Below are 17,896 nucleotides of genomic sequence, written 5' to 3'. Positions count from 1 at the left end.
CCGATCCCGTTCGATCCGACGGGTGGGCTCTCGGGTGTGAGCGATGCGTGCAACAACCTGGATGCGCCGATGCCGGCATCTCCTTACGGGGACGGGTCGTTCATCGTGCGGATGACGGCGTTGGGAGCGGCGTCGAAGGCAGGCACCGAGCTGAACGATCCGGAGAAGGTCAACGACGAGTTGGACCCGTTCCGCAACAAGGACGAGGTCTCGCTGGAGTCGGCCTACGGCACGTCTCCGCAGTGGTGGACCTATGACAACGGGTGCACGGGGCAGTTCGTCGCGGGTGCGGGGACCTCGATCGGCAACATCATGCTGGAGATCTCGGGGATCCTGCCCAACTGGTCGCACGCCTTGCTGAACGCGGTGATCGGGGAGAACTCGTTCCTGAAGGCGCTCGACGACCCCATCGTGGCGGCGTCCAAGGCGGTCACCGACGGGGTGTGGGCGCCGTGGGTGAGCGTGGTGCTGTTGCTGGTCGCGGCGACGGTGATGATCCGGGCACGGGACGGCCGGTTCGCGCGGGCGGTGACGGCGGCGGGCTGGGCGCTGGGCGTGCTGGTGGTGACCTCGTGGCTGATCCAGTACCCGGTCGAGTCGACCCGGCTGGTCGATGACGGGGTGCGGTCGGCGACCGGGTTGATCGCGACCGGGTTCAACGACGGCAGGGCGGTCCCGGGCGTCGGTGACGACGAGTTCGGTGAGACCGATGCGGTCAAGGCGGTCGACGGTCAGATGGACGAGGTGGTGCGTTCGACGCAGTACCGCACCTGGCTGGCCGGCGCCTTCGGCGACCCGGACTCGGCCACGGCGAAGACGTATGGACCCCGGGTGTTCCGGTCGACGCACTTCTCCTGGCAGGAGTACGACGTCTATCGCAAGGACCCCAACGGCGAGGGCAAGAAGGTCCTGGAGGCGAAGCAGGACGCGTTCAAGGAGCATGCCGAGGCGGTCAAGAAGTCGGACCCGGTGGCGTATGAGTACTTCAAGGGTGAGCACTGGTCGCAGCGGGCGACCACGGCGCTGGTGAACCTCGTGGTGGTCGTGGTCGTGTGCGGCTTCCTGCTGGTCGCGGGGCTGGCGATCCTGCTCTCGTTCGCGTTGATCCGGTTGATCGTGCCGTTCGCCCCGGCGGCGGGGGTGTTGTTCATGCTGGACCACACCCGCGACGCGGCGGTGGCGATGCTGAAGCGGGTGGTGGGGCCGCTGGTGATGGGCCCGATCTACTTCCTGGTCGCGTTGCTGCTGCTGCGGCTGGACTCGGCCATCCTGACCTCGACGATGTGGTTCGTGCTCAAGCTGGGTCTGATCGCGGTGCTGACCGTGCTGGCCTGGCGACTGACCCGCCCCGCCGCCTACGGCATCCCGCTGCCGGGCATGGGCCGGCTCACTTCCATGCTCACCTCGTACGTCGGCGCCCGGACGGGCACCGAGGCCGGTGTCCGCGACGCGACCGCCGACCGGCCTGTCCCGACGGGTGGTGTGCCGGCCGGGTCCGGAGCGATCTCGAGCCCTGGGGGCGTCTACATGCCCGGCCACGAGCTGACCGGCAGCCGGCCGACGATGACCGCCGAGCAAGTGCCCAACCCGGTGCCGATGACGGCCGCCGGAGCGCTGGGTGCCGCGTCGAGCACGACCAGCACACCGACGTACGCCCTGGGGTCCTCGATGAGCGGCACCGACGGCGAGCGCGTGGCGGGACAGTGGTTCGACTCACGCTCCGCCGAGCGCGACGAGCCGTCCTTCCGGGACGAGCCGACGTCTCACCATGCCGCCGCGGCGCAGGTCTACCACGACCGCGCCGAAGCGCCGAGCCCCGTGGACTACACCGCCTACGGCGACCGTGAGCCGGAGCCGCCGCGTCACTCGCCGGTCGCGGAGGCCAACGTGGACTACGACGCCGACGGCAACCCGGTCTTCGTCATCTACTCGCCGAACGGGAACCGGTCGGTGCCCGTCGACAACGGTTCCAGCTGGGGGTCAGCCGAAGGAGGAGCCCGGTAGTGCGCTCGACAACGACGCGTGGTGTGCTGTGGGAGGTCATCGCGCCGGTGCTGAGGTGGCCCATGAGGTCGCCGTTCCGGTTCTTCTCGGTGGTCGTCGGCATCGTCTTCGTCATCTGGCTCATCGCCCAGTGGAGCGACGCGCCCGACGCCGAGCCGGCTGCGCAGCCCGAGCGGGGCTCGGTGTCGGCGGGACAGAGCCCCAGCGCGACCGGATCACCCGTCCCCGATCCGGGAGCCGCGGCGACCAAGTTCGTCGCCGCCTGGGCCCGTCCCGACCTCACCACCGAGCAGTGGTGGGCCGGGATCAACGCCGCCCGTCCGGACGAGTCGCTGGCCCAGGCGCTCGGGACCACCGATCCCGCCAACATCGAAGCGACGAAGGTTGTGGGGTCTCCGAAAGTGCTCGATCAGACCGATCGAGAAGCACGCGTCGAGGTCACCACCGACGGTCCCACGGTCATCGTCTACCTGACGCTGGTCGACAACGTCTGGTACGTCGCCAACATCCTCCCCGGCGGCTGACATGTGGATCTTCAAGGCACGTCTGATCTGGGGAATCGTGGCGGCCGCAGCCACGCTCGTCCTGGTGGTCACCGGTGCGTTTGTGATCCTGATCGGCGGCCTGGCGAGCACCGAGCAGAGCAGCCAGGACCAGGCCGAGTCGGGTTGTGTCGGCGGGACCAACGCGGTTCCGGCCGGCAACCTGGGCCCGGACGGTGAGATCCCCGAGGGCAGCATCGCCGGGTTCAACACCGAGCAGATCCAGAACGCTCGGACGATCGTCGCGGTCGGCAAGCAGTCCGGCGTACCCGCCTACGGATGGGTGATCGCGCTCGCGACCGCGATGCAGGAGAGCACCCTGCGCAACCTCGACTACGGTGACCGCGACTCGGTCGGTCTCTTCCAGCAGCGCCCGGTCTCCGGGTGGGGCACCGTCGCCGACATCATGAACCCGGTCAAGTCCGCCCAGGCCTTCTACGGTGTGGCCGCCCACACCGGCAACACCGGCCTCCTGGACATCCCCGGGTGGCGCAAGATGCAGGTCACCGCGGCAGCCCAGGCGGTGCAGCGATCGGCGTTCCCGCTGGCCTACGCCCAGCACGAGGATGAGGCGCGGGCGCTCGTCGCCGCGCTCGCCGATGGGGTGTCGGCCGCCGACCTGACGGCCACCGCGACCGACGTGTCGTGCACGATCGGCATGGCCGGGATCAGCACCTCCGTCGTACGTCCGATCCAGGCCGGGCTGGCGATCGACAACAACAACTACGGCAACTCCGGCTCCAACTGGGCCAACATGCACACCGGCAACGACTACTCCTCACCGTGCGGCACGCCGGTGCAGGCGGCCCACGGTGGCACCATCGTGATCGAGTCCGGCGGCGGCTGGGGCTGGTCGGGGCGCTGGCTGGTGAAGGTGCAGACGGCGCCCGGCAACCTGACCACGTGGTACGGCCACATGCAGTCGCTCTCGGTCCGCGAGGGCCAGATGGTCAAGGCCGGGCAGGTCATCGGGCAGGTCGGCAGCGAGGGCAACTCGACCGGCTGCCACCTCCACTTCGAGGTGCACCCCCACGGCGGCGGCTACCTGCAGGACCAAGTCGACCCGGCCGCGTGGTTGGCGAAGAACATCGGCAAGACCCTCCAGGCCACCAGGCAGGTCGGCGGTCTGCCGGGCGCGGGACAGATCGGTGCCTCTCCGGCGGCCGTCTCCGGCCCGCAGGTGCGCCTGGCGCAGGCCAACATCAAGGTCTCCCTGTCCCGCTCGCGATACCGCTCCGACCTGGCCGAGGTCATGAAGCACGGACCCGACTTCGTCTCCCTGAACGAGGCCCAGTCACGTTCGGTCTCCGACATCTCGGTGCGCGGCTACGGCACCTACCGGGCCTCGTCGGACGAGTACGGCGCGCGCAGCCAGGCGCTCAGCCCGGTCGTCATGTGGCGCACCGACCGCTGGGTGGCGGTCGACCAGGGCACCGTCCAGCTCACCAAGCCGGTCACCGGGGTCAAGAACGACAACAGGTACGCCACCTGGGTGGTCCTCGCGAGCAGCGACGGCTCCGGGCGGATCTCGGTCATCTCGACCCACACGATGACCTCGCCCGCCAACAGCCCGCAGGCGCGCAAGGACGAGGCCCAGCGCGGCTTCGCGAAGCTCGCCGGGCTGGCGCAGGGCCTGCAGAAGTACGGCCCCGTCCTCGTCGCCGGCGACCTCAACTCTCCCTATCCGCGCAACGGCGGCAACGGGGATCCGTGGGGGCCGAAGCCGCTGATGACCAAGGCCGGGATGACCTCGACCTTCGAGGCCCTCGGCGCGCCCCCGCAGGGCTGGGCCACCCACGACGGCGGCGGCACCATCGACTGGCTCCTCGGATCGAACGCGACCACCGCCGCCACCCGGCACGCGACGTTCGAGCTGGAGTCGGACCACCACGGGCTGGTGGCCGACTTCAGCATCCGCGGTCAGTAGCGCTCGGAGCCCGTGTAACACGTCGTTCGTAGGACTTCTCGCCCTGTCCGAACGACCGGATAGTGCTACGAACAGCGTGTTACAGCCCACCAACCCCACCAGCCCGCCGCCGACCCACCTCCCCCAGGAGATAGCGTTGGGCGCATGAACGACGCGGTGGTACGGGCTGAGCGCACCGTCGCCGCGATGGCCGAGTGGCTCGCCGGAGGCGGGCCGGAGCACTGGGTCGTGGAGACCTCGGGATCCACTGGCAAGCCCAAGCGGGTGATGCTGTCCCGCGCCGCGATGAAGGCGTCGGCAGCGGCGTCGGCGCGACGCGTCGGAGCGAGCGGGCAGTGGCTGCTCACCCTGCCCGATTCGTACGTCGCCGGAGCCAATGTGATCGCCCGCTCGCTGATCGCGGGGCACGAGCCGGTGCTCGCAGCAGCCCACGAGACCTTCGCCGAGGCCGCGGCCGCGATGAGACCCGGGCCGCGGTTCGTGTCGATGGTGCCGACCCAGCTCCACCGGATCGTCGAGGCGGGTGGTGACGACCTCGCCGCGCTGGCCGGGTTCCACACGCTGCTGCTCGGTGGTGGCCCGATCGACCCGTCGCTGCGGGCCCGGGCCGAGGAGGCCGGGGTCGACGTCGTCGCCACCTACGGCTCGGCCGAGACCTGCGGCGGCTGCGTCTACGACGCGATGCCGTTGGACGGCGTCGGGATCGCGATCGGCACCGACGGCCGGGTCCGGATCAGCGGCCCGACGCTCTTCGACGGCTACCAGGACGACCCCGAGCAGACGGCGGAAGCGCTGGTGGACGGCTGGTTCCTCACCTCCGACGCGGGCACGCTGGACGAGGACGGCCGGCTCCGGATCCTCGGTCGTGTCGACGACATGGTGATCACCGGCGGTGTGAAGGTGCCGGCGGTGCTCGTCGCCCGAAGGCTCCGCGAGCACCCGGCAGTGACGGCCGCGGAGGCGCTCGGCATCCCCGACGAGGAGTGGGGCCAGCGCCTGGTCGCCTTCGTCGTCGGCGACATCGACGCCGGCGCCGTCCGCGAGTGGGTCGCCGCTGAGCATCCGCGCTCCTGGGCGCCGCGACAGGTCGTCGCGCTCGACGAGATCCCGCTCCTCGGCAACGGGAAGCCCGACCGGCAGGCCCTGCACGCGCTGGCCACGAGCGACGACATGGAGTCTTGATGAGCCCGCACGCCTTCTCCCTCCCGATGACCACCCGCTTCCGCGGGATCACCGAGCGCGAGGGCCTCGTCTTCGAGGGTGTCGGCGGATGGGGTGAGTGGTCGCCGTTCCTCGACTACGACACCCCCGAGATCGAGCCCTGGCTGCGCTGCGCCGAGGAGGCGGCCGCGGGGGACTGGCCGGAACCGGTCCGGGAGTCCGTACCCGTCAATGCGACGGTGCCCGCCGTCGGGCCGGAGCGCGCCCACGAGATCGTGACCCGCTCCGGGTGCGCGACGGCGAAGGTGAAGGTCGCCGACCCGGGCCAGAGCCTGGCCGACGACATCGCCCGCGTCGAGGCGGTCCGGGACGCTCTCGGCCCTGCGGGCAAGGTGCGGATCGACGTCAACGGGCTCTGGTCGGTCGAGAAGGCGTTGGCCTCGATCAAGGTGCTGGACCGTGCCGCCGGCGGACTCGAGTACGTCGAGCAGCCCTGCCTCACGGTCGAGGAGCTCGCCGACGTACGCCGGAAGGTGGATGTCCCGATCGCCGCGGACGAGTCGATCCGGCGGGCCGCGGATCCCTACCGCGTACGCGACCTCGAGGCCGCCGACGTGGCGGTGCTCAAGGTGCAGCCGCTGGGCGGCGTACGCACCTGTCTGCGGATCGCCGAGGACATCGGGCTGCCCTGCGTGGTCTCCTCGGCGCTGGAGACCTCGGTCGGGATGGCCGCCGGGGTCGCGCTCGCAGCGGCGTTGCCGGAGCTGCCCTACGCGTGCGGGCTGGGCACCGTCTCGATGTTCACCGAGGACATCGCCGATGAGCCGCTGCTGCCCGCCGGCGGGGTGCTGCCGGTGCTCCCGGCCTCGCCGGCTCCCACGCGCCTCCTCGCCGAGCCGGCCCTGAAGGCCACGCCGGAGCGCGCGGAGTTCTGGCACCGGCGTCTGGCAGATGTCCGCGCTTACCGGGAAGCGCTTCGATGACGGGAGAACCCATGGCCACCGCTACCGAGCTCGCCCGCACTGTCGTCACCGCACTGATCGAGGCGCGCGTCACCGACATCGTCATCGCGCCGGGCTCGCGCAACGCCCCGCTGTCGTTCGCCGTCTTCGATGCCGCGCGGGCCGGGCTGGTGCGGCTGCACACCCGGATCGATGAGCGCTCGGCCGGCTTCTTCGCCCTCGGCCTGACCAAGGTCGGCTCGCGCGCGGCGGTGATGTGTACCTCCGGCACCGCCGTCGCCAACCTGCACCCGTCGGTGCTCGAGGCGGCCCACGCGGGCGTACCGCTGGTCGTCGTCACCGCCGACCGGCCGGCGCGACTGCGTGAGACCGGCGCCAACCAGGTCACCGACCAGGTCGGCATCTTCGGGAGTCTGGTGGAGACCGTCGACCTGGGCGAGGCCCCGGACGAGAACGCCATCGAGGCGCTCGACTCCGCGCGCGGCCCGGTCCACTGGAACATCCAGCTCGACGTCCCGTTGACCCCGCCGGATCGTTGGGAGCCAGGAAAGATCGAGGCCCGTCTGGAGCCCGTACGCCCCGAGCTGCTGATCCACGAGTCGATCCCGACCGGCCCCGGGACACCGCTGACCGTCGTCGTCGCCGGCGACGACGCCGGCCCGCCTTCCCGGGTCCTCGCCCAGGACGGCGGCTGGCCGCTGCTCGCCGAGCCCTCCTCGGGCGCGCGTACGGGCGACAACGCGCTGCGCTCCTACCGGCTGCTGCTCGAGTCACCGCTCGCCGAGCGGATCGAGCGGGTCGTCGTCTACGGCCACCCGACCCTCTCGCGTCCGGTCACCAACCTGCTCGCGCGCGCCGACGTCGAGATCATCGCGGCCCCGGTCGACGGCGTCTGGCCCGCACGCCCGTTCCGGGTCGACCGCACGATCCGCACCCGGCTCCACGTCGACGGCACCCCGGACACCGCGTGGCTGGAGGAGTGGCGCTCGGCCGATCGCGAGGTCAGCCGCCAGGTGGACCGGCTGCTCCACGAGCAGCCGGAGATGACGGCGTACGACGTCTCCGCCTGTGTCGCCCGCGCCCTGCCCGACGGTGGGCTGCTGGTGCTCGGCCCCTCCAACCCCGTACGCGACCTGGACCTGATGATGCGGCCCAACCGTGTCGGCGGGCGACGGAAGGTGATCGCCAACCGTGGCCTGGCCGGCATCGACGGCATCGTCTCCACCGCGATCGGCGCCGCGGTCGGCCGTTCCTCCTCGACGCGCGCGCTCGCGCTGATGGGCGACGTCACCTTCCTCCACGACGCCGGGGGCCTGCTGCTCGGCCCCGACGAGGTCCGTCCCGACCTCACCATCGTCGTCGCCAACGACGACGGCGGCTCGATCTTCGCCTCGCTCGAGCAGGGCGCCGACGACTACGCCGACAGCTTCGAGCGGCTCTTCGGCACCCCGCACGGCACCTCCCTCGAAGCCCTCTGCGCCGCCCACCGCATCCCGCACCTCGCGGTCACCTCGGTCCCCGAGCTCGAGGCCGCCCTCGCCTCCCCGAACGGCGGCATCGAGGTCGTCGAGGCCGTGGTCTCCCGCGCCGACCGCCGCCGGTTCGATCTGGCCATCCGCGCCCTCGCCCGTTCCTGAGCCGCCGACGCGGCCGGACATGGCACAGTGTGCCCGTGACAGAACAGGTGCAGCCACAATGGCCGACCGTGGTGCCGTACGTGGAGTCCTACTCGGGCCCGAGGCGGGTGATGACCCTGGAGATGGCGTCCACCGCGAAGGAGAAGTTCATCGCCACGATGCCACCGATCGTGGCGATCGACGGGCGTGACTACTGGGTCTACTGGGGCCAGGTGAGCTTCGAGATCCCCGCAGAGCGCCCGTGCCACGTCAGCGTGCGCTGCGAAGGCGGGCAGAGCGGCGGGCAGTACTCGCAGGATCTCGGCTTCCGCGTCGCCTCAGTCCTGCTCCCGCCTGGCGCGGAGCCGGTGCGGCTGCAGTACCTGTGCCAGTTCGCTGCAGGTGTCGGATCGATCACCATGGCCTGATCAGCGGTCGGTGAGCGTCGAGCCCCGGGACGCTGGCTTGGTCTTCGACGACGCTACGTCGGTTGGCGGCGGTTCGTGAGTGCTTTCACAAGGTGGTGTCAACTGACGTAGGCGGGAAGTTCGAGCCCGCTACGACGTCAGCTCCTCACTCTGCCCTGAGAGGTCAGCTCACTCGGAGGATGTCGCCGGGCTGGCTCTCGAGGATCGAGGGGTTGGCCACGGTGATCCCGATCCGGTCTGCGAGCTGGGTCAGCGTCATGCCGCGTTCCTCGAGGAGGGCGTCGAGGTGCACGGTGACTCGGTGGTCGTCTGTCATACGGTGAGATCCACCTCCTCCTGCAGCCTCACGCCGCGGCTCATCACCCTGGGGCTGGTTGTCAGGACTTCCAGTACGGATCCCGGCCGATGAAGCCGAGGAGCTGGTCCTGGGGAGAGGCATCGGCAGGGACCTCGACCCGGGGACCGAACTGGCCGGAGGCACGCATGGCGTCCTCCATGGCCGCCGCATCGGCCAGCATCGCCGCAGCGCGCTGGGCGCCGAGGTCGAAGTCCTGCCCGAGGGCCCGAGCCAGGTCCCAGGAGTGCATCCAGATGTCGGGGGTGTAGATCTCCGAGAGCGCCACGTCGAGCGGCTTGTCGCCCATGTGCGGGTTGGAGACCATCCGGCTGGCGGGGTCGTCGAAGAGGCCCTGGATATCGGCGGTGTGGATCTTCCAGACGCCGGCCGGGTCGGCGGCGACGTCGAGCGGCGCCAGCTCCACGCCTGCCGATCCCTGCAGGAACCCTCGCGACCACTCGACCAGATGGGAGACCACGTCCAGCGCGGTCCACCCCGCCACCGGGCTGGGACGGGCCCAGTCACCGGGGGCGGCGGAGCCGACGATCTCGGCGAACCGGGCCGCGTCGTACGCATGCTGCTCGCCCCTGCTCAGCTCGGCGCTCATGCGAGCTCCGCAAGGAGCTCGTCGAGCTGCTCGTAGCCCTGGATGACGCCCTTGTCCATGCCGCTGGCCATGATCGCGGCCTGGGTCTCGAAGGACTCGACGACGCTGAGGCCGGTCAGCCGGGTGCGGCCGCCGGGGAGCGGCTCGAAGGTGAGGTATTCCAGCGAGGCTCCGTCGGGCGCGCCGCGCCAGGTGAAGGTCTGCACGATGCGCTCGTTCTCGCGCACCTCGTGGAAGCTACCGAAGAACTGGGTGAACTCGTCACCGTCGCGCTCGGCCGAGTAGGCCCATGAGCCGCCGGTGCGGAAGTCCCAGGTGGTGATGGTCATGCCCACGTCGCGCGGGCCGAGCCACTTGGCGTACAGCTCCTTCTCCGCGTGTGCGCGGAAGACGAGCTCCGGGGGAGCGTCGAACTCGCGGACGATGGTGATGGTCGGGGCCTCCTTGGAGGCCTCGATGGTGGTCTCGTGCTTCGTGGTGGTCATGATGCTTCCTCTGCTCGTGATGACTCTCGCGGTGACGTGTTTTCCTGCATCTCGGCGAGCAGTGCGTCCAGGCGCTGGTAGCGCTCCTCGGCCTGCTGCTGGTATCTCTCGATCCATCTGGTCATGAGGTCGAACACCTCCGCTTCGAGCCGGACGGGCGCGCGGCGTGACTCCCGGCTCACCAGGCCGGCGTCCTCGAGCACCTTGAGGTGCTTGGAGACCGCCTGGAGGCTGACGTCGTACGGCGCCGCCAGCTCGCCTACGGTCGCGTCGGCCGACGCGAGCCGGGCGACCAGGTCGCGCCGGGTCGGGTCCGCCAGTGCCGCAAAGACTCGGGAGAGTCTGTCGTCGCTCATCGTCACTCCTCAACCATTTGGTTGACAACAAACGCTAGGCCGCAGCGTACGTCTTTGTCAATCACTTGGTTGAGTAACTTGGTTACTGGAAAACATTCCCCGGGGGACATCGGTTGCGGCACCATGTGTGCCAGTGCAGTGCTCCTCCTCGGGAAAGGCCCCACCCATGAGTCCTTCGCGCCGCAGATCCATGAGAGTGACCGCGATAGCCGCCGGTCTCCTCCTTGCCATCTCCCTCTCCCCGACACAGTCCGCCGGCGCCGCCGAGAAGGACGCCGGGAAGGATGGCCGCCACCTCACCCAGAAGGCGAGGTCCCACGGCGTCACGCTGGAGCATGGGGCGTACGTCGGCTGGTCGACGCCCGGCTCGCACGCCCAGGGCGGCACCCCCGACGACCGGCCGATCACCGCGCAGGCGTCGGTGTCCGGCATCGACGTCTCCGGCCACCAGGGCAACGTCGACTGGGCCTACTGGTGGGGTCAGGGCAAGCGGTTCGCCTACATCAAGGCGACCGAGGGCACCTACTACCGCAACAGCACCTACTTCCCGCAGCAGTACAACGGGTCGTACAACCAGGGCTTCATCCGTGGCGCCTACCACTTCGCCAACCCGTCCGACTCCGGTGGCGCGGCCCAGGCCGACTACTTCGTCAACAACGGCGGGGGCTGGTCCGCCGACGGGAAGACCCTCCCGGGGGTGCTCGACATCGAGTACAACCCCTACAGCGGCGGCACCTGCTACGGCCTCTCGCAGTCGTCGATGCGCTCGTGGATCGCGGCCTTCCTGAACCGCTACCGCTACCGCACCGGGCGTGACGCGGTGATCTACACGACCACCGACTGGTGGACGACCTGCACCGGCAACACCTCGCAGTTCGCCAGCGCCCATCCGCTGTGGATCGCGCGCTACGCCAGCGCCCCTGGCACCCTGCCGGCCGGCTGGGGCTACTACACGTTCTGGCAGTACACCTCGTCACCGCTGGACCAGAACACGTTCAACGGCGCGTACGACCGCCTCCAGGCGCTCGCGCTGGGGTGATCCTCCGGGGGTGGCCCCCGGTCCTCACAGGCCCAGCTGGGACCTCCAGGAGCCGAGGACCGGGGTCCACTCGAAGATCCGGCGTTCCTTGATCAGCCCGACCGCGAGGAACGGGTCTTCGTCGAGGGTCGCCTCGACCGTCGCGATCTCGCCCTCGAAGACGAGCAGGCCGGAGCCGTCGGAGGTCGGGCCGGAGAGCACCAGGTTGTCCTGGCTCGCCAGGAACTCCCGGTGGGCGCCCAAGTGCTCGGCGCGTACGTCGGGGAGGTCGTTGTAGGCGTACAGGACCGCGACGAGGGCCATCAGAGGTCGGCCCCGTCCGCGAGACGTACGTAGCCGCGCTCGGCCGGGATCAGGTTGGCTGCCTGGGTGTCGAAGACCCCAGAACCGAACTCGGAGTAGACCCGGTCGTGGATCGCGACGGTGCGGGAGGCGCCGACCTCGCGGGCGAAGTCGATCAGCTCGGCGGAGCGGGCCCACGGCGCGGAGACCGGCAGGAAGAGCACGTCCACGGCCTCTCCGGGACCGTCGAGCGCGTCGCCCGGGTGGAAGATCTTCGTGTCCCCGGCCTGGATCAGGTAGCCCGAGTTGTCGAAGTGGGGCATGTCGGCGTGGATGACCGCGTGCTTCTCGTTGACCGCGGTGACCGGGAGGCCGGCGTCGAACGACTCGCCCGGCTTCACCACCGTGGTCCGCTCGTGGACCGCGGGAGCGCCCTTCAGGATCTGCGCCGCTACCGCGCCGATGGTGTAGACCGGCGCGTCGCTGCCCTCGAGGAGGGCCGGGTTGTAGTGGTCGGGGTGCTCGTGGGTGATCAGCACCGCCGTCGCGCCGTCCAGCGCCTCGGGCTCCGCGAAGACGCCCGGGTCGACGACCACCACCGCGCTGTCGTGCTCGATCCGGACACAGGAATGGCCGAACTTCGTGATCCTCATGCGGCCGAATCTATCGCGCGCTCCCACCCCCGCCGGGCTGGGTTTCAGGACAGGGCGTCGCGGATCGGGACGAACTTGGCCTGCGTCTCGGCGAGCTCCGTCTCCGGGTCGGAGCTCCCCACGATGCCGCAGCCGGCGAAGAGGCGGGCGGTGCGGTCGTCGATCATCTCGGCCGAGCGCAGCGCGATGCCCCACTCGCCGTCGCCGGAGGCGTCCATCCAGCCGACCGGCCCGGCGTAGCGGGCACGCTCCATCGACTCGATCTCGGCGATGAGCGCGACGGCGTCCTCGCGCGGGGTGCCGCCGACCGCGGCCGACGGGTGCAGCGCCGCGGCGAGGTCCAGCGAGCTCACCCCGTCGCTGGCCACGCCGGTGATGTCGGTGGCCAGGTGCATCACGTTGGGGAGCTTGAGCACGAAGGGGGCCTCGGGCACGTTCATCGACGAGCAGTACGGCTCCAGAGCGTCGGCCACGGACCTGGCGGCGTACTCGTGCTCCTCGAGGTTCTTCGACGACTCCGCCAGCGACGCGGCGAGAGCGTGGTCGAGGTCCTCCTCGCCGGTGGGCCAGATCGTGCCCGCGAGCACGCGGGAGGTGACCAGGCCGCGCTCGCGGCGGACGAGCAGCTCAGGCGTGGCGCCGAAGAGGTCGTCGACGTGGAACGTCCAGCAGGTCGGGTACGCAACGGCAAGCCGCCGCAGCACGGCGCGGATGTCGATCGGCGCGCTCGCCGCGGCCAGCAGGTCGCGGGCGAGGACGACCTTGTCGAGGTCGCCGTGCTGGAGCCGGGCGACGGCGTCGGAGACGATCCGCATCCAGTGCTCGCCGTCGACGTAGGCATCGGCGAAGACGACGTCGCGCGGTGCCTCCGGCTCCGGTGCCGGAGCCAGATCGGGAGGTGGCGTGGCCGCCGGTCCGACGGTGGTCACCCAGGCGGTGTCGCCACGCTTGCCGACGACGACGGCGGGCACCTTGAGGACGGAGAAGCCCGGAAGGTCCGCGAAGGCGAAGGAGCCGAAGCCGACCAGTCCGGTGCCGGGCTCGCCCACGGGATCGGAGACGGTCGAGACGGCCGCCAGCTCCTCGAACCACTTGGCCGCGTGCGCGAATCGCTCCGGCCCGGACGTACGGATCTCGGCGGCTGTGCCCCAGCCGACCAGGCCCTCGCCGTGGCGGACCCAGGACAGCACGCGCCGACGGGCGGGCAGCAGCGCGAGCAGGTCGTCGAGCGTCTCCGACCCGGCGTCGAGTGCCACCGTGGTGGCGACCAGGGACCGCTGCTCCGACTCACTCACACCCCCAGGGTATCGGCGTGGTGTCGGCCGGGACGAGTCGAAGTGATGTATGCGGCATTGCGGCCCCGTTTGCCAATCATCACCATGAGGGTTGTAGCGTGCGCAGGCGTGAGTACCAACAAAGAGCAGTCGTTCATCGCAGAGAACGGCATCACCCTCGGCATCATCGCCTTGGCCCTCTTCGTCGTGCTGGGCGTTGGCCTGCCACGGTGGGTTGGCGACTCCGAGTCTCATTCGGGCGTGAAGATCACGCTCCCGGAGACCCTGTCGGGCGGCTACAAGCCGGCCGACAAGAAGTCCTCCTACGACCTCGACGTGATCAAGAAGCAGGGCGCGTCCGAGGAGCAGTTGGACCTGTTCATCAAGCAGAACGCCGCCAGCTCGAAGACGGAGGACCGCAACGTGTCCGACGCCCTCGGCTTCTCGATGGCCTCGCGCACCTACATCACCAAGGACATGAAGAAGTCCGTGATGATCCGCGCCTTCGCCGGCGACGGCAGCGCCTACTACGGCGGTGGCGAGGTCGCCAAGGTCCGCGACAACATCTGCTACTCCAGCGCCGACCAGCAGACCGGTCAGACCCAGGCAACCTGCTCGCACGCGTCCAAGCACCTCACCGTGCAGGCGACCGCCGCCTCGAAGGAAGACGCGGCGAAGTACGCCGACGAGATCTTCGAGAAGCTCGCCTGAGTTCGGTCCCGGCAGCGACCCGAGACAGAATCAGCCTGTGACCCGAGCAGATCTGGACAAGCAGCCCGGCGACGTCCGCCGGATGTTCGACGCCGTGGCCAAGCGCTACGACATCACCAACGACGTGCTCTCGCTCGGCCAGGACCGGCGCTGGCGACGCGAGGTGATCAAGGCCGTCGCCCCGTTGCCGGGCGAGCTCGTGCTCGACCTCGCCGCCGGCACCGGCACCTCGTCCCAGCCGTTCCTGGACGCGGGCGCCGAGGTGGTCCCGACCGACTTCTCGATCGGGATGCTCCAGGTCGGCAAGGAGGCCAAGCCCCACCTGCCGTTCACAGCCGGCGACGGCACCCGGCTGCCCTACCGCGATGCGACCTTCGACGCGGTCACGATCTCGTTCGGACTGCGCAACATCGTCGACCCGGCCGCCGGCCTGCGTGAGCTGCGCCGGGTGACCCGCCCCGGCGGCCGGATCGTGGTCTGCGAGTTCTCGCACCCGACCTGGAAGCCGTTCCGGACGCTCTACGTCGAATACCTGATGAGGGCGCTCCCGCCGGTCGCCCGGGCGGTATCGTCCTCCCCCGACGCGTACGTCTATCTCGCTGAGTCCATCCGGGCATGGCCAGACCAGGCAGGTCTCGCCGAGATGCTCTCCTCGGCGGGCTGGCAGTCGCCGACCTGGACGAATCTCTCGGGTGGAATCGTCGCACTTCATCACGCAACCGCTTGATCTCTGCGAAAGTTCAACTATGACCACGACGTTGCCATGGGACGGCATCTTGATGCCTCGCGAGGCCTACGGGCCCGCAGCGGTCAAGGCCAGGGACACGCTCACCGACGCGGCTGCGCAGGGGGACTGGCGCCGCGCGCTCTCGCAGGTACGCAACGACTACACCGTCGGCGTCAACACCTGGAAGATCGGCGGCGAGTCGATGTTCACCCCGCTCCACCACGCCGCCTACCTCGGTGCGCCGCGGGAGACGGTGCAGGAGCTGCTCTCGCTGGGTGGTGTCCGCTCGCTGCCGACCGCCCACGGCGAGACGCCCTACCAGCTCGCCAAGCGGCGCGGTCACGATCATCTGGTCGACATGCTCGACCCCTACTACCGCCCCGGCACCCCGCTCGGTGACAACCTCGAGGCCGTCAACCACCACGTGAACACCACGCTCGCCGAGCTGACCGCCGAGTTCCGCGGCGACCACCAGCTGCGTACGTTCGACGTGCGGCTCATCTCCGAGGAGGGCGGCCCCGACGAGGCCTGGTTCACCGCGCCGGGGATGTATGGCGGCATCCGCATCGGCATGTTCTGGGGCCGCGCCCACCTGGAGTACAACTCCCGCCTGGGCGACTCCTACGTCGTCGTCGGCCCGGAGGGCTCGGCCTACGTGAGCCGCTCCAAGCGCGCCCTGCCCCTGCCCACCCGCTGACCGTACGCCGCATGCGAGAGTCGTCCCATGGATGACGTGGCAGCCGACCTGATCGCCGACCTGAACCCCCTCCCGGACGAGATCGGCGGAAGGCTGCGAGCCCAGCTGGAGTTCATCGCGGAGGCCGACAGGCTCAAGACGATCCTGCGCGCCTCCCCGCTGGCCGCGGCCGACCGTCGTGAGAACGACGCCGAGCACTCCTGGCACCTGGCGCTGATGGTGCTGCTGCTGGCTGAGTACGCCGACGAGCCGATCGATGTCGGGCACGCGATCAAGCTCGTGATCATCCACGACATGGTCGAGATCTACGCCGGCGACAGCCCGGTCTTCGACGCTGCCGCGGTCGTCGACCAGGTCGAGCGCGAGCTCGCGGCCGCCGACCGTCTCTTCACGATGCTGCCGCCGGGCCAGGCGGGGGAGATCCGGGCGCTCTGGGACGAGTTCGAGGCCGCCCAGACCCCCGAGGCGCGCTTCTGCAAGGCGATGGACCGGCTCGAGCCGATGCTCCTCAACTGGCTCAACCGCGGTGGCACCTGGAGCATGCCGGGTGCCACCGAGTCCCGTGTCCGGGCCCGCGAGGCGGGCGTAGTCGCCGCCTCGACCACTCTCGGCTCCGCCACCGACGCCATCGTCCGCGCCGGGCTCGCCAAGGGTTGGATCCGCCCCGATCCCGACTGACCTCCCGCCGAGTCGGCCCATCTTGACGCAGACTCGGGCCGAGTCGGCTCGTCATGACGAGCAGACTCGTCGTTGGGAGATCGGGTCATTCCCTCCCGGGGTATCCAGTACGCTGCGACAGGCTTGCAGGCCGGGACGCTGAGGAGGGCCGCCCGTGGATGCGGACGTCGTGCCGGGCTCGGCGACGGACTGGACTGTCACGATCGAGGATCAGCGTCGGCTCAAGCGGGCGATGGTGGGGTTGCGGCTTCGGGGCCCGGCGTTCTGGCTGAATACTCTGGGCATGGCCCTGCTGCTGGCAGGCCTCGTGTGGGCCAGTGCGCAGGAGTTGGCTCCCGAAGCCATCGGCGACCTTTTCGTGATCGCGACGGCGGTGACCCTCGGATTTCTCGGGATGGCTCTTCTGGCGCTGATTTTGCTGCTGACCGTCCGCGGCCGGGTCGAGCGCGAGTATCCCGTCGGCGCGACGCTCACTGCGTGGGCGACGGACAGTGGCATGGGTGTGCGTACGCTCAGTCGGCTCGCCTTCTACCCCTGGCCTCGACTGTCCCAGGTCACGGCGGGCCCGGTGCTCGTGAGGTGTCGACAGGAGGGCCCGAAGACCGTGGCCGCCCCGTTGTACCTACCGGCCGGGCCCGATGAGCTGTCGCGTTCGGTCGACTTCCCAGCTCAGCTCATCGGGCCGGAGATCCGACGCGAACTGCAGGCGAGGGCGGGTCGGACGTCGGCGGAACCCCTGATGGCCGGAGAGCCGGTGGTGATCGGTCAGGCCCTCCGGCTCAGGCTCATCAGGTCGTGGTTGCGCGCCGAGGTCGGCATCGTGGCCTGGGCGCTCCCGGTGCTCTTCAGCATCAACACTGCAGCCCAGTTTGCCTTCGGCTCATATGTGATGGCGACCCTCTTGGCGGTGATGACGCTGCTCAACCCGGCCGCCTGGCTACTCGCTGCTCATGGGCGGATGTCTGGGATGTATCCGGCCGGTGCAAGGGTGGTCGGATCGGTGGGTGAGTGGATCGAGGTCCAAGGACCTTGGGGAAGCGTCGCCTGGCATCACGGCTGGTTGAAGATGCGCAGGACGACCGAGCACACCGTGACGTACGAAGTGCTGCGGCCCGGCCCAGATGGGACACCGATGTCCCCGGACAACGTCGAGAAGCGTTTCGTGGTGATCCCTCGGGCCTTCCTCGACACGCCGACGCCGGCTGCCAGCGCCGAAGTCTGACCCGCCACAACCCCGCCGTGGCGTGGTTCTGCAAGCGTTTGCCGCCGGATGCGCGGGCACATTTCCACCATGGCGAGAAAGTGCCGCGCGCCATTTCATCAACCCACTTGCATTCCGCCACAGGAGTGGCAGGATGTGAGTTGGCCCACATTGTGATTCTATTCACAAAGTCTCAAGAAGGGGTGGGC

20 protein-coding genes are annotated in these 17,896 nt (G+C 69.8%); 13 read left to right on the top strand and 7 right to left on the bottom strand.

The features are described 5' to 3' along the window. The first annotated feature begins 69 nt into the window (after nucleotides 1–69). The 7 genes from ACFVJS_RS04775 (at nucleotide 70) to ACFVJS_RS04745 (ending at nucleotide 8,640) form a co-directional block, all read left to right on the top strand. On the top strand, nucleotides 70–2,004 hold the full coding sequence (locus ACFVJS_RS04775) for a hypothetical protein (RefSeq protein WP_378877793.1): 1,935 nt from the start codon (nucleotides 70–72) through the stop codon (nucleotides 2,002–2,004). Further along, a complete protein-coding gene (locus ACFVJS_RS04770; protein ID WP_378877792.1) occupies nucleotides 2,004–2,528 on the top strand; it encodes a hypothetical protein in 525 nt (174 codons plus the stop codon). Before ACFVJS_RS04775 ends, ACFVJS_RS04770 begins: the two co-directional genes overlap by 1 nt. 1 nt (nucleotide 2,529) lies before the next feature. Further along, nucleotides 2,530–4,473 carry a peptidoglycan DD-metalloendopeptidase family protein gene (locus ACFVJS_RS04765; RefSeq protein WP_378877791.1) on the top strand — a complete coding sequence of 648 codons (1,944 nt, stop codon included), beginning with the start codon at nucleotides 2,530–2,532 and terminating at the stop codon, nucleotides 4,471–4,473. 144 nt (nucleotides 4,474–4,617) lie between these two features. Then, a complete protein-coding gene (locus tag ACFVJS_RS04760; RefSeq protein WP_378877790.1) occupies nucleotides 4,618–5,655 on the top strand; it encodes an AMP-binding protein in 1,038 nt (345 codons plus the stop codon). Further along, complete coding sequence (locus ACFVJS_RS04755; RefSeq protein WP_378877789.1) at nucleotides 5,655–6,617, top strand: o-succinylbenzoate synthase; 963 nt, start codon at nucleotides 5,655–5,657, stop codon at nucleotides 6,615–6,617. Before ACFVJS_RS04760 ends, ACFVJS_RS04755 begins: the two co-directional genes overlap by 1 nt. 11 nt (nucleotides 6,618–6,628) lie before the next feature. Continuing rightward, on the top strand, nucleotides 6,629–8,233 hold the full coding sequence (gene menD / locus ACFVJS_RS04750; protein ID WP_378877788.1) for a 2-succinyl-5-enolpyruvyl-6-hydroxy-3-cyclohexene-1-carboxylic-acid synthase: 1,605 nt from the start codon (nucleotides 6,629–6,631) through the stop codon (nucleotides 8,231–8,233). A gap of 35 nt (nucleotides 8,234–8,268) precedes the next feature. Then, nucleotides 8,269–8,640, top strand: coding sequence for a hypothetical protein (locus ACFVJS_RS04745; protein ID WP_378877787.1), 372 nt, complete (start codon nucleotides 8,269–8,271; stop codon nucleotides 8,638–8,640). 163 nt (nucleotides 8,641–8,803) lie between these two features. On the opposite strand, the gene ACFVJS_RS04740 is transcribed toward ACFVJS_RS04745, so the two are convergent. The 4 genes from ACFVJS_RS04740 to ACFVJS_RS04725 form a co-directional block, all read right to left on the bottom strand. After that, nucleotides 8,804–8,956 (bottom strand): helix-turn-helix domain-containing protein, encoded by a 153-nt coding sequence (locus tag ACFVJS_RS04740; protein ID WP_378877786.1) that lies wholly within the window; start codon nucleotides 8,954–8,956, stop codon nucleotides 8,804–8,806. A gap of 61 nt (nucleotides 8,957–9,017) precedes the next feature. Next, a complete protein-coding gene (locus tag ACFVJS_RS04735) occupies nucleotides 9,018–9,584 on the bottom strand; it encodes a TIGR03086 family metal-binding protein (protein WP_378877785.1) in 567 nt (188 codons plus the stop codon). Then, nucleotides 9,581–10,069, bottom strand: a complete 489-nt coding sequence (locus ACFVJS_RS04730) for an SRPBCC family protein (RefSeq protein ID WP_378877784.1) — start codon at nucleotides 10,067–10,069, stop codon at nucleotides 9,581–9,583. Before ACFVJS_RS04730 ends, ACFVJS_RS04735 begins: the two co-directional genes overlap by 4 nt. Continuing rightward, on the bottom strand, nucleotides 10,066–10,425 hold the full coding sequence (locus ACFVJS_RS04725; protein WP_378877783.1) for an ArsR/SmtB family transcription factor: 360 nt from the start codon (nucleotides 10,423–10,425) through the stop codon (nucleotides 10,066–10,068). The genes ACFVJS_RS04730 and ACFVJS_RS04725 overlap by 4 nt, the downstream gene beginning before the upstream one ends. 190 nt (nucleotides 10,426–10,615) lie before the next feature. Here ACFVJS_RS04725 and ACFVJS_RS04720 point away from each other — a divergent pair, with 190 nt between their 5' ends. After that, nucleotides 10,616–11,464: a GH25 family lysozyme gene (locus tag ACFVJS_RS04720; RefSeq protein WP_378877782.1), complete on the top strand. Its 849-nt coding sequence runs from the start codon at nucleotides 10,616–10,618 to the stop codon at nucleotides 11,462–11,464. Nucleotides 11,465–11,488: 24 nt separating this feature from the next. On the opposite strand, the gene ACFVJS_RS04715 is transcribed toward ACFVJS_RS04720, so the two are convergent. From ACFVJS_RS04715 to ACFVJS_RS04705, 3 genes are read right to left on the bottom strand one after another with little or no spacing between them, the layout of a single operon-like run. Beyond that, nucleotides 11,489–11,767 carry a YciI family protein gene (locus tag ACFVJS_RS04715; protein WP_378877781.1) on the bottom strand — a complete coding sequence of 93 codons (279 nt, stop codon included), beginning with the start codon at nucleotides 11,765–11,767 and terminating at the stop codon, nucleotides 11,489–11,491. Then, entirely contained in the window at nucleotides 11,767–12,399 is a 633-nt protein-coding gene (locus tag ACFVJS_RS04710) for an MBL fold metallo-hydrolase (protein WP_378877780.1), read from the bottom strand. The genes ACFVJS_RS04715 and ACFVJS_RS04710 overlap by 1 nt, the downstream gene beginning before the upstream one ends. Nucleotides 12,400–12,443: 44 nt before the next feature. Further along, a complete protein-coding gene (locus ACFVJS_RS04705; RefSeq protein WP_378877779.1) occupies nucleotides 12,444–13,694 on the bottom strand; it encodes an isochorismate synthase MenF in 1,251 nt (416 codons plus the stop codon). A 108-nt stretch (nucleotides 13,695–13,802) separates the two neighbouring features. Between ACFVJS_RS04705 and ACFVJS_RS04700 the strand changes: the two genes are divergently transcribed. From ACFVJS_RS04700 to ACFVJS_RS04680, 5 genes are all read left to right on the top strand, one after another. Continuing rightward, the gene (locus ACFVJS_RS04700) at nucleotides 13,803–14,384 is read left to right on the top strand and encodes a hypothetical protein (protein WP_378877778.1); all 582 of its coding nucleotides are present in this window, start codon (nucleotides 13,803–13,805) and stop codon (nucleotides 14,382–14,384) included. Nucleotides 14,385–14,421: 37 nt separating this feature from the next. After that, nucleotides 14,422–15,111: a demethylmenaquinone methyltransferase gene (locus ACFVJS_RS04695; protein ID WP_378877777.1), complete on the top strand. Its 690-nt coding sequence runs from the start codon at nucleotides 14,422–14,424 to the stop codon at nucleotides 15,109–15,111. A gap of 19 nt (nucleotides 15,112–15,130) precedes the next feature. Continuing rightward, nucleotides 15,131–15,808, top strand: a complete 678-nt coding sequence (locus ACFVJS_RS04690; RefSeq protein ID WP_378877776.1) for a hypothetical protein — start codon at nucleotides 15,131–15,133, stop codon at nucleotides 15,806–15,808. A 27-nt stretch (nucleotides 15,809–15,835) separates the two neighbouring features. Further along, nucleotides 15,836–16,486 carry an HD family hydrolase gene (locus ACFVJS_RS04685; RefSeq protein ID WP_378877775.1) on the top strand — a complete coding sequence of 217 codons (651 nt, stop codon included), beginning with the start codon at nucleotides 15,836–15,838 and terminating at the stop codon, nucleotides 16,484–16,486. A 154-nt stretch (nucleotides 16,487–16,640) separates the two neighbouring features. Beyond that, nucleotides 16,641–17,708, top strand: coding sequence for a hypothetical protein (locus tag ACFVJS_RS04680; RefSeq protein ID WP_378877774.1), 1,068 nt, complete (start codon nucleotides 16,641–16,643; stop codon nucleotides 17,706–17,708). The last annotated feature ends 188 nt before the right edge of the window (nucleotides 17,709–17,896 follow it).

This window comes from Nocardioides sp. NPDC057772 (assembly GCF_042798075.1).
Classification (GTDB): Bacteria; Actinomycetota; Actinomycetes; order Propionibacteriales; family Nocardioidaceae; genus Nocardioides.
The sequence above is the reverse complement of the archived record's forward strand: the minus strand, read 5'-3'. Positions and strand labels throughout refer to the sequence as shown.

Excerpts from the sequence above, each read along its gene's own strand:
- ACFVJS_RS04775 (WP_378877793.1), top strand. The coding sequence starts at position 70 with ATGCCGGCATCTCCTTACGGGGACGGGTCGTTCATCGTGCGGATGACG.
- ACFVJS_RS04765 (WP_378877791.1), top strand. The coding sequence starts at position 2,530 with ATGTGGATCTTCAAGGCACGTCTGATCTGGGGAATCGTGGCGGCCGCA.
- ACFVJS_RS04760 (WP_378877790.1), top strand. The coding sequence starts at position 4,618 with ATGAACGACGCGGTGGTACGGGCTGAGCGCACCGTCGCCGCGATGGCC.
- ACFVJS_RS04755 (WP_378877789.1), top strand. The coding sequence starts at position 5,655 with ATGAGCCCGCACGCCTTCTCCCTCCCGATGACCACCCGCTTCCGCGGG.
- menD (WP_378877788.1), top strand. The coding sequence starts at position 6,629 with ATGGCCACCGCTACCGAGCTCGCCCGCACTGTCGTCACCGCACTGATC.
- ACFVJS_RS04740 (WP_378877786.1), bottom strand. The coding sequence starts at position 8,956 with ATGACAGACGACCACCGAGTCACCGTGCACCTCGACGCCCTCCTCGAG.
- ACFVJS_RS04735 (WP_378877785.1), bottom strand. The coding sequence starts at position 9,584 with ATGAGCGCCGAGCTGAGCAGGGGCGAGCAGCATGCGTACGACGCGGCC.
- ACFVJS_RS04730 (WP_378877784.1), bottom strand. The coding sequence starts at position 10,069 with ATGACCACCACGAAGCACGAGACCACCATCGAGGCCTCCAAGGAGGCC.
- ACFVJS_RS04725 (WP_378877783.1), bottom strand. The coding sequence starts at position 10,425 with ATGAGCGACGACAGACTCTCCCGAGTCTTTGCGGCACTGGCGGACCCG.
- ACFVJS_RS04720 (WP_378877782.1), top strand. The coding sequence starts at position 10,616 with ATGAGAGTGACCGCGATAGCCGCCGGTCTCCTCCTTGCCATCTCCCTC.
- ACFVJS_RS04715 (WP_378877781.1), bottom strand. The coding sequence starts at position 11,767 with ATGGCCCTCGTCGCGGTCCTGTACGCCTACAACGACCTCCCCGACGTA.
- ACFVJS_RS04710 (WP_378877780.1), bottom strand. The coding sequence starts at position 12,399 with ATGAGGATCACGAAGTTCGGCCATTCCTGTGTCCGGATCGAGCACGAC.
- ACFVJS_RS04690 (WP_378877776.1), top strand. The coding sequence starts at position 15,131 with ATGACCACGACGTTGCCATGGGACGGCATCTTGATGCCTCGCGAGGCC.
- ACFVJS_RS04685 (WP_378877775.1), top strand. The coding sequence starts at position 15,836 with ATGGATGACGTGGCAGCCGACCTGATCGCCGACCTGAACCCCCTCCCG.